Source organism: Domibacillus sp. 8LH (assembly GCF_038806185.1).
In the GTDB taxonomy this organism is placed as follows: Bacteria; Bacillota; Bacilli; order Bacillales; family Domibacillaceae; genus Domibacillus; species Domibacillus indicus_A.
The window spans coordinates 1-12472 of record NZ_JAVJNG010000023.1 but is presented as its reverse complement, the minus strand read 5'-3'; the positions used below and the strand labels follow the sequence as shown (position 1 = coordinate 12472).

Sequence of the window (12472 nt, the reverse complement as noted above, 5' to 3'; positions counted from 1 at the left end):
TCTGTGAGGTATCTCTCTTGAAAGACAAAAAGCAATGGAAGATCAATTATCCCCCATTGCTTTTTGAACATCATAATAACTAATATTGATATCTATATCCATGTCGAGCGCCATCTTTGCCAGCTGATTCCCGAGATATGGCCCTGTCGTTAAACCAGACGCCCCAAGCCCATTCGCTACGATAAGACCCTCCCAGCCAGGGATAGGACCTATCACCGGAAGGAAATCGGCGGTGTAGGGACGAAAGCCAACCCTTATCTCCTGAAACGTACTATTCGATAAACCAGGCGCTGCTTCTAAGCCTTTGTCCAAGAGTTCCTGCATGCCGCCTGCCGTAATGCGTGTATCATAACCGTCCACAGGATCTTCATGAGTCGCCCCTATGACAACCCTCTGGTGATCAAAAGCTAAAATATATTTATTAGAAGGCGGCATTACAACAGGCCATGTGCTTGTGCCCGACGCGTCTAGAACCTCCACATGCAAAATTTGTGCTTTTTGAAAGCTTACTTTGAAATCGATGCCTAAAGGCGCTAACAGCTGATTTGCCCAGGCACCTGCACAAACAATCACCTCGTCAGCCGAATAGCTTTCATCGCCAACCGTGACTCCTGTTACCCGGTTCGCCTCGTATTGAAGTACAGCATTCCCTGTTACAAGGATGGCGCCGTTTCTTTGTGCGGACCGCAACAGCGCATCGCGCAGTGCACGGCCGTCCACACGGGCGCCTCCGCTGACATAAACAGACTGGTATTGTTCAGAAAGATGTGGAAATCGATCCCGGGTTTCTTTTTCATCAAGCAAAACAACCTCACCGATTTCCGGTGCATCTGCTTTTCGTATTTCGGCACGCTCTGCCATTTTCTTTATTTTCTCTATGTCGTGATGGACATTGAGAGCACCTACTTGAGCATAGCCCGTTTCTGTCTCGCCTTCATCTTTAAGTTCTTCGATCAACCCGGGGTAAAAACGTGCCCCTTCCTTTGCGAGCTGGTACCAGGCCTTGTTGCGCCGCTGTGACAGCCAAGGGCAGATAATGCCTGCAGCTGCATCGGTCGCCTGTCCTTTATCTTTGCGGTCTATAATCAGGACCTCAGCACCCAGTTTCGCTAATTGATAAGCTGCTGATGCCCCGAGAATCCCTGCTCCTACTACTATAACCTTTTTCATATTCACAGACCTTTCCATTACCATTAACGTTTCATTCCTGTTATGTATTATAACTTACCGCAAAGGATTGTATAAAGAAAGCGGCATGTGCTTGGCTGCGAAATGAAATGATCCTGCTGGTGTTCTGTTTACTATTTGCTTTATTGATCCCAGCGGCGCTAATCCCTGACGCTCATTCCTAATTATGGTAACATAGAAATATACTTAAAGGAGGGATGGATCATGCATAAAGTTCCAGAGATTACACTCAATGACGGGCTAACATTGCCGGTTATAGGCTTGGGTACATATGCGCTTAACGGGAATGCAGGTGCCAGCGCGATCCAAAATGCCATTCATGCAGGTTACCGGCTTATTGATTCTGCGTATAATTATGAAAACGAAGGAACCGTGGGCGAAGCTGTCAAGCGCAGCTCTGTTCCAAGGGAGGAATTGCGAATTACCTCTAAACTGCCGGGCCGTTATCAAAACTATGATAAAGCCGTCACAACCATTCAAGAATCCTTGTACCGCGCCAGCCTCGATTATTATGATTTATATCTAATTCATTGGCCTAATCCGAAGCAGGACTTGTATGTAGAAGCGTGGCAGGCCTTAATTGACGCCCAAAAATGGGGTCTTATTCGCTCCATTGGTGTCTGCAATTTCCTGCCTGAGCATATTGAGCGTTTGGAAAAAGAAACGGGCTTTAAGCCAAGCGTCAACCAAATTGAGCTGCATCCCTTTTTCAATCAGGAGCAGCAAAGAAAATGGCATCAAGAACATAACATTGTGACAGAATCCTGGAGTCCATTAGCCCGGGCAAATCATCTGTTAGAAAATGAGACCATTCAGCAAATGGCCCAGTACCATAACAAGTCCGTTTCACAGATTGTTCTACGCTGGCATTATCAGCTGGGAGCCGTTTCTATTCCGAAATCCGCTTCTTCTGTACGGCAAATTGAAAACATCTCTATTTTTGAATTCTCTCTCGATGAAACAGAAATAAGCCTGATTTCAGAATTAACCCGCCCTGACGGTAGAATTAACGATCAGGATCCCGCTGTATATGAAGAATTTTAAAGAAAATGAAAAACAGGAGAACTGATCAGTTCTCCTGTTTCTCTGTAGATCCCATTACGCGCAAAAGTTCTTATTCTTCAAGCAGGCCCTTTATCCGCTCGACTTTATCTTCCATTTTACGTTTCTTATCACGGCGGTCATCGATTCGAATATTTGTACACACTCGGGCAAGTCCTTTTTCAAAAGGGACTTCGTGCATCGCTTGAATCACCTCAAACAATTTAGGCAGATCGCCTTCGATGATCGTATTCATGGGTGTCAATTGAAAACGTATCTCCCCTTTTTCCTCATATTCCTTTAATACTCTTTGGATATCTGCCACATAGCTGCTGACACTTGGTGTTTGTGTGCCAACAGGAATAACCGTTACATCAACGATTGCCATTTTGTTCACCAATCCTTTTATGTATTTCAATGAAGAAGCTAACTGACATCTATCCAATCTAGACAGACGCTTTTACCATTATAACGTACAGCACTAGAATGGTTAAATAAAGCGAAGTGCGCTTAGCAGCAATCCGTCTCTGCGCCAAATCGTATAACCCCTATCACGCTGGAGTACCTTAGCCTTGCAACACATTTTCTGGCTGCCAGGGTATATGGACAAAATACCGGGAACAGTAACAGAGAATACAACAAGGAAACGTACTAATTACAGTGCAAAAAGTCAATGCTTACTGAAAACAGCTAAGAGTGTTGTTTCACGGTCTCCCTGACTCAAAGCAGAGGGCTTATTTATTTAACATTGAGATGCAGCAAGAGTTCCTGTCAGTCAGTATGAAAGGAGTACGATACATGGACTTCATCAGCTTCTATGATTTTCTATCTTTTTCGGTCCCTTTTTATGTTCTTCTGTTTTATGCGATTTACAACCATTCTGAAAAAAAGTGACTTGATAGCTAATCACCATTTTTAAGTAGGCAGTTTCTACATGACTGTTCTTACACAAGGTAAAGGAATAAGAAGATGATCCATATTAGTCAAACTAATATGGATCATCCTTTATTGGTTATAGGACCTTTTATAAGAATGTCATAAAGGAAAATGACCGACATAGAATCAATATTGTTTAAAATTCACTTTCTAAGGAGCGGGTAGAATGAGCGTATTATCAACATCCTCAATAAGAGCAGCAGTAGACCAGTGCATTAAAGCATGCTTAAAATGTGCCAGAGCTTGCGAAGAGTGTACAACTAACTGCTTAAAGGAATTGGATATCCAAACGAGAATCAAATGTATCCAAACCTTACAAGATTGCGCTCAAGTTTGTTTGCAGGCAGCATCTATTGCGGGCCGCAACAGCCCATTCTCTCAACAATACTGCCAGCTTTGCGCTGCTATTTGTGAAGCATGTGCAGAAGAATGCGCAGCGTTCAAAGATACTTACTGCCAGGAATGCGCTCAAATTTGCCGTGAATGTGCAAAAGCTTGCAGAAATATAGCTTCTTAACGACTGAAAACCCTCTTTTTAAGAATTGCTTCATAATGACGGGAAAAATGAGCCTTAACTATCAAAAAGCTTACTTGTATGGCAAATAAATAGGCAGAAGCTATAGTGGCCAATTTAGTCATCGTTATAAAATAATCATGAAGTGATCTTTCATTTAGTGAAAGGTCACTTTTTCTACCTCTATGTCTTTATACATGAAGCAGCCCCTGACAGCGTATGTAAACTTAAACAGCAAGGACTGTCCTCAAAATCAGTAAAAACTAGCTTTTTGAACAGCCCTTCTTTTACAAAACACATTAACCTTTATGCTCCGCTCAATTTATGGATTTAGACTCAGATGTATGTGTACATATTAAAGACTATATATCTTTCCAAAATTTCTGGGCCAGTCATGTTTTGGTTGTGTGTTTTTGATCGCTATCCTTACGTTTGATTTCATTCAACGATGGTTTAACGGGTTCTAGCTCTTTTATATCAGCGGATATAAACTGGTCACTTGGCTCGTCTTTTTTCGGCTCTAAATAGTTCTCCTGTGGATCTGCATTAGGGTTACGTACTTCTTCATTTGTCTCAATCGATCCAGTTAAAGACTTATCTTTGTTTGCCATTATCTTTTAACTCCTTCCACACATCAAACTAGCTCCATACCATTGCATTTTTATCCTAAACTGTCGAAGATGTAATACTTCATCAACATAACTGCTGCTAAATTGAACACACATGTAGTTTTACCAACGCGGGCTGTATTCATGCTCACTGAATAAGTCACCGAGAATGCCGCTGTACTTCTTTTTCGTTTTTTAGCTTTCTGCTCGATAACATGCTCCTCTTCAATCGCCTGGGCCTATCCAGTTCTCTTTGAAATAAACAAACAGCATTACCTCGGTTCTGACCTGGCACAGCGATCTGCACTCCGGTGCTTGTCCGCTTCGTAAAAAGCCGGGAAAATAAAGCGAGCCGACTTTTCACTTAAAGAAGCAGCCGGCTCCGCACCTCATTTTTGATAAATCATTTGCAAAACGTTAAAATAGCGGTCATAATCACGCTCTCTTAAAAGCGCTAAATATGTCAATGCCTCGTCAAACGTAACGTGCCAATTTAATTTGTAACGATCATAAAATGTCAGCGGATCAACATGCACAGCATCTATAAACAATTCTAACGGTTCTTTTCCGGATAGTCTTACCACTGCCGACTCCGTCCAGTTTTTTAATGATTCACTCCGTCTCTCATCCACGAGTGTATTCAGAACGAGCCATTCAAGTCCATTAATACCCGCCTTCAGCTTGTCCTCTATAATTTCATTTTCAGCCTTGTAAGCTGCTTCAGACCGATTTACGTACTCTCGAAAGCTTTCAATCATTTTATCTCCTCCTACACTCGAATTTCATTTGTTACATTGCAACCGCATAACATTAGACCCGTCACGTAATCAGCGATAAGGCGGTTCGTTGATCAACCACTCTCACCTACTCAGAATACTGGACAATGTCTGCGTTCACACGAACTTATCCGCTATAAAAGAGATACGGTACTCGCTTTTCCTTCATGAGCGGACCAATTCTTCTCTTTTACCTTTACCAACGTAACCTGCATTTGTAAACACCCGCATACTATTCAAAAAGAGAGCAATTAATCCGTTTTGCTATTTTTCCTTTAGAAAGGATACACTAACCGATGCCGCTTTTGTCGTAATTTGACGCATAAAAAATGTAGGGATATCACTTACTTTGTAGGATAATAAAAAAAGAAAGGTTCATAGATTATTGCATGTCTTGACGGTCTGATTAAGCAGTCATTTTTCATTGTATACATAAATTGATGAGCAACAGTAGGAAGGAGTAAAAGAAGTGATTAACGTATTTTCTGATCTTCAAATCTTATTGTTAAATCTATTTTTTATTTTTCTTTTTTTCTTTGTATACCTTAAGTTTATTGAAAAGAAGATTCATCAATTAACAAACAAGCTGTTAATTTTTCTGGCCTCTGGAAGTGCTATTGTCTTATGTATGACGTTCTCTATCTCAATTGGTCCTGACCAGTTGATCGATATGCGTTACGTCCCCTTTATAGTCGGTGCTTTTTATGGTGGCCGCAGAATTGCCTTTCTTTTGTTTTTCATTTTAATTACTTATCGTTTAGGCTTTGGTAGTTCCGGCTTCTATATCAATTTAGCAGGCAGCACAATCTTGTTTATTTCTCTTTGGTTTACGATTCCTTTTTTTGAAAGAGCGGTTAACTTAACAAAAAAAATGCGCTGCGTTATGGAAGTTGCTTTTCTTTCAGCGCTCTTTACAGGGACAACACTCAGTTTATTTGTTTCAAATATCATGAATACAAAAGATCTTCTGTCTTTTATCGTATTCCTATACCTTCAAATAGCTGGCGTTCTGTTATTTGTTAAATTTATCGAGAAAGCAAAAAATGATATAGCCCTCGCCGAAGAAATCAGAAAATTTGAAAAGTTAAAATCAGTGAGTGAAGTGGCTGCAAGCATTTCCCATGAAGTAAGAAACCCGCTTACAGCTACTAGAGGGTTTATTCAATTACTGAGTGATCAGAGTCTTACCGCAGAAGAAAAAAATCTTTATATCTCCATCTCTCTTGAAGAATTAGACAAAGCAGCGTCCGTTATTACCGATTACCTTACATTTGCTACACCTTCATTAGAAAAAATAGAGATGTTGGAATTGAATAAAGAACTGGATACGGTCCTAAAAAACGTAACGCCTCTTGCTTTGGCAAACACCGTAGAGATTGATATCCAAAAAACAGAAGCGATCCATGTTGCCGGTGAACGTGAAAAATTCCATCAATGCCTGATCAACCTTATAAAAAACAGCATTGAGGCCATGCCTCATGGAGGAAAATTAATCATTAAGCTTCAGGAGCTGAATGGAAAAATAGTCATGACAGTGGAAGATACAGGAGTTGGCATGACAAATGAACAAATTGAGCGGCTGGGAACCCCTTACTTTTCCACAAAAGTAGACGGTACCGGGCTTGGCACAATGGTGGTTTTCAGTATTGTAAAAGCGATGATGGGTGAAATTAAAGTGGACAGTAAAATAGGCAAAGGCACTTGTTTTACGATCCTCTTTCCGGCAGTTGACCCTTCCCATTCTTCTACTGAGCAGCCTGCAGAGCAAGTCATCAGCCTGCCTGCCAGTAAAAAAGAAAATACAGCTCCTCTCCCTGCTTTTAAAGCAGGTAAGTAAAGGAGCGAACAATTGCTTTCTTGTATAAAAATAATTTAAGAGCGTTTACCTTGAGTAAACACAAACATACACTTTTACGAAATATTAAAAACACCTATAAGTTTTTATTGTTATATTGCTCTATAAGAACGTAAAAAGCTCATGATTATCAACCGGATAATCATGAGCTTTTTCATACTTATTTAGCAGTTTGGACAAACTGTTGAATCACAATTTAAGTTGTGCTGGTCTTATCGCCTAGACTCTGCTGACTAATGGGGCCGGCATCAGGGGACGGAATGTACATCACCTGTTTGATGCGCCTGGATAAATGAAAACGAATAAAGGGTAATCAATGCCCGCTTCCTTCGGTGTACTGACCGGATCAATGTTCTTTCCAGCTGCCGCTCCCTTACTCTTCCGTTAAGCAGCCTGCCTCTTTTAAAAAAGGAAATGCCGCTTGTCTTCCTGCCGTCAAAGAGAGTGTATAACCTTTTCCATCGACAAAACGAACTTAAAGAGTGCACATACGTAACATACACTTTTGCAAAAATAAATGGTATACATTATTTTTGATTATTTTCGTTATGTTATAGGAGCAGCCACTTTGCTACAGGAATATATTCTTCTTTTATTAACCATCCTGACTATCCGGTATACAAAAAACCCTTTCGAAAACCGACTTGACAAGTAGGTATAATATGAATTAAAATGTTTATATAACTTAGAAAAACCGACTGGATCACCAGAGGCTCTTGTTTATAACAAGAGCCTTTTTATTTTCTGTAAAACGAATAAAAGGCAAGGAGGAATTGAGATGATTCTTCGGGAAGCAGTAGAAAATAGACGTACGGAATTAATTAACAAACTCATTGCTTTTGGCGTGTTTAAGATTAATGAAAAGCATCTTTTTGAAAACTCTTTAGGTGAATTAGAAGGTGAATATAATAAATTTGAGGGAGCTCAGCATCCACATAGCCAACTTGGATCTATCCGCTGGTTCAATAAAAAAGCGAACAAAATGAATTGAATTTTTTGTTCAGTGAATGGCTGAGCTTTCAGGATGATGAAAAGTCGCGGCCTTTACAACAGATTCTTTTTGTTCATTTTTGTACTCGGCGATTGCTATATGAATCAAAATAGGATGGCTATGCGCCATCCTACTTCTTTTTTTAAATGAACATATATGAATAACAACCATGCATCTTGTTATGCTTTTACTGTTAATCCCCTCAGTCAACGTTCTTTTCTGCTTAACTGTTATTATTTTTAACCTGCCACAATGGTGCCTGCAGGCAGAACATGTCTAAACTTCCTCTTATTAAAAACAAAGCTTTCTGAACTTCCCAGGGGTAATGCCTCCTGTTGATTGAGAAAATGCTTTAATAAAATGACCTATCCCATTAAACCCACATTCAATACTGATCTGCTCGACGGTCAGGCTGGTTTCCACCAATAAATTTTTAGCCTGAATCAGCCTGTAATTTAAGAGATATTGATGAGGGCTGGTTCCTATATATTTTTTAAACGTACGACAAAAATGATACGTGCTTAAATTAGATATTTCACTCAACTGCTCGACCGTAATTTTTGATGAGAAATGTTCGCTAATATACGCCAGTACAGCTTGAATTTCCGTTGGTATGTTTACAGCTTTCACTTCTCTTTTTTCAAACGTACTGCGGGTGCTTTCTAATAAATTGCCGAGCAGCTCATAAATTTGAAGAGAGATTTCAAAGTCTATTTCCTGGTTTGACGCCATAAGAGATAAAATATGAGGGATATTATTTTTTTCAGTGGGCAGTTTGAACACACATCCCTTTCTTTTATATAACTCGTTATACATATCCTGCGTATGCTTTCCGGTAAAGTGAATAAATTGGAAGGTTGTTTCTTCCGCTGAGTGATAGTGATTTTTTTCTTTACAGTCCAAAAGAACAATCTCACCTTTGGAGGCTGTAAATGATTGGCCTAAATAGTGAAAATGCATGGATCCCTTTTTGATATAAAAAAGGATAAAAGACTTCATGTAGTCGCGTGTGATGCTGTATGGAACATCTACTATATATTCACCGCCCCATAGAACATAATGATAGAGTTCTTTCGTTAAAGCGGAAGGTTCATAAAAATATAATCCCTTTTTTGTCTTGATGCCTGGTTCTACTTTTGGAATATAGAAATTCATTTTTTCACCTCTCACACATTGTCACCCTGATTGGACATCATTGTTTTTTCAGACGGGCTTAAAAGATAATGATACGGGAACCAGGTGAATAGTTTTATTTTAACACGGTACATTCACCTTAGGTACTTTTTAAAACGTTCTCACCCTTAGCTAAAAGGGATCCAGCGAATAAAAAACAGCACCAAACCGCAATTTTTAAGCAAGATTTTGCAGAGTCGAAAAGGAACAGATGTATTAAACTAAAAGCGCATACAAAAATCAAAACACGTGAAGTGTTAATAAAAGAATAGATGAAATCTATTTCTTATCAGGAGGAATACCCATGAAATTAGCATTCAACGAAGGAACAACATTTGAAAGCGCTTCTCTACAACAAAACCTAGATTACTGTGAAAAACACGGTTACGATTTTATTGAAATTCGCTCAATCGACCAGCTGAAAGATTATTTAAAAGAAAATACATTAGACGATTTAAAAGCATATTTTGACACCCATCACATTAAACCGCTTTCTCTAAATGCACTGTGCTTTTTCAATAACCGCACAAAAGAAGATGAAGAAGCCGTTATCGAAGAATTCAAAGAGTACTTAGAGATCTGTAAAAAAATCGATTGCTCATATATTTGTGTTGTGCCTTCTAATATTGATGTAACAGAAAAAGGAAAAACATTAACGGAAGAAGTAAATGAAAGCTGTATCCGTGTTTTAAGCCTTCTATCTGATTTAGCAGAGCCTTATGGAGTAAAGATTGCCCTTGAATTTATCGGAATTCCGGAAAATACAGTGAATACGTTCGCGCAAGCATACCAGATTGTAAAAGCGGTTGATAGAAACAATGTGGGTCTTGTATATGATACTTTCCAATTCACTGGAATGGGGTCAAGACTAGAAGATGTAACAGATGAAACAGCAGAAAAATTATTTATTTTCCATATTAACGATGTAGACGGTTTTCCAGTTGGCCAAATGCGCGATACAGACAGAGTATGGCCTGGACACGGTGTCATTGATTTAGAAGCACATTTGAAAAGATTAAAAGAATTAAATTATGATTTCGCAGTATCCATTGAGCTGTTTAGACCAGAATATTATCAAATGGATCCGGAAGAAGTCATCAAAAAAGCAAAAGAAACCACTTTGGAAGTGTTGGAAAAGTACTATTCTTATTCACGTTCTTAAAGATATATAATATAGCGAATACGCAGCACGGCAGTATGATGTCTCTTACATCATACTGCCTTTTTATCAGCATTTTCTATTATAAATTTCTTATTTTAACATTTACGCTTACTGCTGACAGTGAACAAATTTACATGCCGTCATGTACAGCACTATTTAAACCCACTTGCTTTACCCAACCATAATTAAGGGACAGAGTTATGTCCTCCAGAAGGTCATGAAATAAAAAACTCTAGTAATACGGAACGCCATTAAGTACATTTATGATATGGATTCCGATCATTTATTCAAGAAATTTTACAGGCTATTAAGATTCCTTTCCCACTTTACCCAGGATTACATCCGCTGCTTTTGATGCTCCTCCTGCATGCTGAAAACTTACTGACAGTTTCTGTGCATTTTTGTAATAATTCAGATCCCTTAGTAGTTCAGCTGCCGCTTTAGCAATATTTTTTGGCTTGTTTCCCTGCAGTTTGATTCCTGCTCCAAGCTCGGCTACCCGGTCAGCCACTAGCCCTTGTTCGCTATGTAATGGATATAACACCATCGGAACTCCATAATATAAGCTTTCATTCACACTATTCATTCCGCAATGGGTAATAAATACATCTGCCTTCTGTAAAACAGCGACCTGATCCAAACGGTTTTTTATCATAAAATTGCTTGGTATGTGACCAAGAGAAGCTCTCTCTGTTTTCTCACCAATGGACATTACGATTTCATAATCGCTGTCTGTAAATGCTTGTATGCAACTTTGGTAAAAGCCTTTATTTTGATTAAGTACTGTACCTAGTGAAATGTAGATGACTTTTCTTTGTTTTTTAACAACCGGTGTCTTAGAAGACTGTCGGATAGAAGGGCCGACAAAGGTATATCTGTCAGAAAAAGTGTCTGCCAAGGGCTGGAACTCTTTTGTCGTATACACAATGGTATCTGTTTCATTGTCATTTTGGATAATGGATATAAAACGATCCACTTGATATCCATTAGCCGTTAACAATTGTATTTTTTTGTTGATACGCCGCATGCCAGTAATCATTCGAAACAGCTCTTTTATGCCTCGTTTCATTAGTTTGGCCGTATGCTGATTAAATGCAAAGGATGTTGTCGAGCAGACATATGGGATTCTTAACTTTTTGGCGAATAATTTGCCCCAAAAGCATACGGAGTCCGATACAATGCAATCCGGCTGAAATTCTTTTAATTCCGCGCATACCTTTTCATCCAATGCAATTGTCGTATCCACCACCATTTCAATCAAAGCCGCAAAATCTTTTCCAGCCTTACGGTTCAATTCCTCTTCTGATACAGTAGGCAAAAATTTATCACAAGAAATAAATTTAGCCCCGGTTTGTTCTATTTTTCCCCGAAATTCTACAAACGAATAGTACCAAACTTCATGTCCTCTTTTTACCAACTCGGTGACAACCGGAAGTGTTGGATTGGTATGGCCATGTGCGGGAATTGAAAAGAATATAATTTTACTCATTCTGATTCCTCTCCGGCTGATTCGGCTTTACGGATCATATCTGCAAATTCTAAAAAATAATTACTTTTTAAGACAGCAAGCCCTTTTGTGGCATCATCTCCCAACACTATAAGCTTTTCACCTGCATGAATTTGATACATTTCCCGTGCCTGTTTCGGAATAACAATCTGTCCCCGCTCGCCCACCTTCACAACACCAAAGAACTGTTTACCTTTAGGACCAAGCTGTTCTATCTCTTCTACATCCATATTGCTGGATAATTGATCCAATGTGATCTCAAAAATCTCAGCTAGTATTTTACACTTATGTATATCAGGTAATCCTTCCTTATTTTCCCATTTAGCCACAGTTTGACGAGATACATTGACCCTCTCAGCCAATATTTCCTGACTCATTTTGTGCTTTTTGCGCAGCACACGAATATTCATACCAATCATACCTTCATCTCCTTATAGAATAAACTATATAGAAGATTGCCAATAAATTCTATAAACCGTTATTAACATCTTATGTTAAAATTTGTAGCGAAAATATAAGACCTAAAAATAAGGTAGCGGTTTTAGTCATGCAAAAAGCCCGCTCAAATGATTAGAGCAGGCTTACTATATAAAGGTAATCCGAAAAATAAAAAGGACAGCTTTCGCTGTCCTCATTGTTTGCCTGGCGGCGTCCTGCTCTCACAGGGGGAAACCCCCAACTACCATCGGCGCTGAAGAGCTTAACGGCCGTGTTCGGGATG

The 12472-nt window shown here is 39.3% G+C and carries 12 protein-coding genes and 1 rRNA gene; 5 read left to right on the top strand and 8 right to left on the bottom strand.

Annotation, left to right across the window (positions count from 1 at the left end; genetic code table 11):
- Positions 1–42: 42 nt before the first annotated feature.
- Positions 43–1170, bottom strand: coding sequence for an NAD(P)/FAD-dependent oxidoreductase (locus RG959_RS19185; RefSeq protein ID WP_342798507.1), 1128 nt, complete (start codon positions 1168–1170; stop codon positions 43–45).
- A gap of 222 nt (positions 1171–1392) precedes the next feature.
- Between RG959_RS19185 and RG959_RS19180 the strand changes: the two genes are divergently transcribed.
- Positions 1393–2232 (top strand): aldo/keto reductase, encoded by an 840-nt coding sequence (locus tag RG959_RS19180; RefSeq protein WP_342798506.1) that lies wholly within the window; start codon positions 1393–1395, stop codon positions 2230–2232.
- A 70-nt stretch (positions 2233–2302) separates the two neighbouring features.
- Here the strand turns inward: RG959_RS19180 and RG959_RS19175 are convergent, their stop codons facing one another.
- On the bottom strand, positions 2303–2617 hold the full coding sequence (locus tag RG959_RS19175; RefSeq protein ID WP_242236590.1) for an MTH1187 family thiamine-binding protein: 315 nt from the start codon (positions 2615–2617) through the stop codon (positions 2303–2305).
- Between the two features lie 714 nt (positions 2618–3331).
- Between RG959_RS19175 and RG959_RS19170 the strand changes: the two genes are divergently transcribed.
- Entirely contained in the window at positions 3332–3682 is a 351-nt protein-coding gene (locus RG959_RS19170) for a four-helix bundle copper-binding protein (RefSeq protein ID WP_342798505.1), read from the top strand.
- A 389-nt stretch (positions 3683–4071) separates the two neighbouring features.
- Here RG959_RS19170 and RG959_RS19165 read toward each other — a convergent pair whose 3' ends face one another.
- Together RG959_RS19165 and RG959_RS19160 are read right to left on the bottom strand one after the other, a co-directional pair.
- A complete protein-coding gene (locus RG959_RS19165) occupies positions 4072–4290 on the bottom strand; it encodes a hypothetical protein (RefSeq protein ID WP_342798504.1) in 219 nt (72 codons plus the stop codon).
- Positions 4291–4676: 386 nt separating this feature from the next.
- The gene (locus tag RG959_RS19160; protein ID WP_342798503.1) at positions 4677–5045 is read right to left on the bottom strand and encodes a hypothetical protein; all 369 of its coding nucleotides are present in this window, start codon (positions 5043–5045) and stop codon (positions 4677–4679) included.
- 487 nt (positions 5046–5532) lie between these two features.
- On the opposite strand from RG959_RS19160, the gene RG959_RS19155 reads away from it, so the two are divergent.
- Both RG959_RS19155 and RG959_RS19150 read left to right on the top strand, forming a co-directional pair.
- Positions 5533–6900, top strand: coding sequence for an ATP-binding protein (locus RG959_RS19155; RefSeq protein WP_342798502.1), 1368 nt, complete (start codon positions 5533–5535; stop codon positions 6898–6900).
- A gap of 796 nt (positions 6901–7696) precedes the next feature.
- Entirely contained in the window at positions 7697–7909 is a 213-nt protein-coding gene (locus RG959_RS19150) for a Fur-regulated basic protein FbpA (protein ID WP_342798501.1), read from the top strand.
- Between the two features lie 291 nt (positions 7910–8200).
- Here RG959_RS19150 and RG959_RS19145 read toward each other — a convergent pair whose 3' ends face one another.
- On the bottom strand, positions 8201–9064 hold the full coding sequence (locus RG959_RS19145; RefSeq protein WP_342798500.1) for a helix-turn-helix domain-containing protein: 864 nt from the start codon (positions 9062–9064) through the stop codon (positions 8201–8203).
- 322 nt (positions 9065–9386) lie between these two features.
- Here RG959_RS19145 and RG959_RS19140 point away from each other — a divergent pair, with 322 nt between their 5' ends.
- Positions 9387–10244: a sugar phosphate isomerase/epimerase family protein gene (locus RG959_RS19140; RefSeq protein ID WP_342798499.1), complete on the top strand. Its 858-nt coding sequence runs from the start codon at positions 9387–9389 to the stop codon at positions 10242–10244.
- 307 nt (positions 10245–10551) lie between these two features.
- On the opposite strand, the gene RG959_RS19135 is transcribed toward RG959_RS19140, so the two are convergent.
- From RG959_RS19135 to rrf, 3 genes are all read right to left on the bottom strand, one after another.
- Positions 10552–11733, bottom strand: a complete 1182-nt coding sequence (locus tag RG959_RS19135) for a macrolide family glycosyltransferase (protein ID WP_342798498.1) — start codon at positions 11731–11733, stop codon at positions 10552–10554.
- Positions 11730–12170: a helix-turn-helix domain-containing protein gene (locus RG959_RS19130; protein ID WP_342798497.1), complete on the bottom strand. Its 441-nt coding sequence runs from the start codon at positions 12168–12170 to the stop codon at positions 11730–11732. Before RG959_RS19130 ends, RG959_RS19135 begins: the two co-directional genes overlap by 4 nt.
- Before the next feature lie 221 nt (positions 12171–12391).
- Positions 12392–12472: ribosomal RNA gene (rrf, locus tag RG959_RS25635) — 5S ribosomal RNA — on the bottom strand; the annotation flags it as partial.

What these genes read in the sequence shown, in the direction of transcription:
- RG959_RS19185 (WP_342798507.1), bottom strand. Translation starts at nt 1,170, where the DNA reads ATGAAAAAGGTTATAGTAGTAGGAGCAGGGATTCTCGGGGCATCAGCA.
- RG959_RS19180 (WP_342798506.1), top strand. Translation starts at nt 1,393, where the DNA reads ATGCATAAAGTTCCAGAGATTACACTCAATGACGGGCTAACATTGCCG.
- RG959_RS19175 (WP_242236590.1), bottom strand. Translation starts at nt 2,617, where the DNA reads ATGGCAATCGTTGATGTAACGGTTATTCCTGTTGGCACACAAACACCA.
- RG959_RS19170 (WP_342798505.1), top strand. Translation starts at nt 3,332, where the DNA reads ATGAGCGTATTATCAACATCCTCAATAAGAGCAGCAGTAGACCAGTGC.
- RG959_RS19165 (WP_342798504.1), bottom strand. Translation starts at nt 4,290, where the DNA reads ATGGCAAACAAAGATAAGTCTTTAACTGGATCGATTGAGACAAATGAA.
- RG959_RS19160 (WP_342798503.1), bottom strand. Translation starts at nt 5,045, where the DNA reads ATGATTGAAAGCTTTCGAGAGTACGTAAATCGGTCTGAAGCAGCTTAC.
- RG959_RS19150 (WP_342798501.1), top strand. Translation starts at nt 7,697, where the DNA reads ATGATTCTTCGGGAAGCAGTAGAAAATAGACGTACGGAATTAATTAAC.
- RG959_RS19145 (WP_342798500.1), bottom strand. Translation starts at nt 9,064, where the DNA reads ATGAATTTCTATATTCCAAAAGTAGAACCAGGCATCAAGACAAAAAAG.
- RG959_RS19140 (WP_342798499.1), top strand. Translation starts at nt 9,387, where the DNA reads ATGAAATTAGCATTCAACGAAGGAACAACATTTGAAAGCGCTTCTCTA.
- RG959_RS19135 (WP_342798498.1), bottom strand. Translation starts at nt 11,733, where the DNA reads ATGAGTAAAATTATATTCTTTTCAATTCCCGCACATGGCCATACCAAT.
- RG959_RS19130 (WP_342798497.1), bottom strand. Translation starts at nt 12,170, where the DNA reads ATGATTGGTATGAATATTCGTGTGCTGCGCAAAAAGCACAAAATGAGT.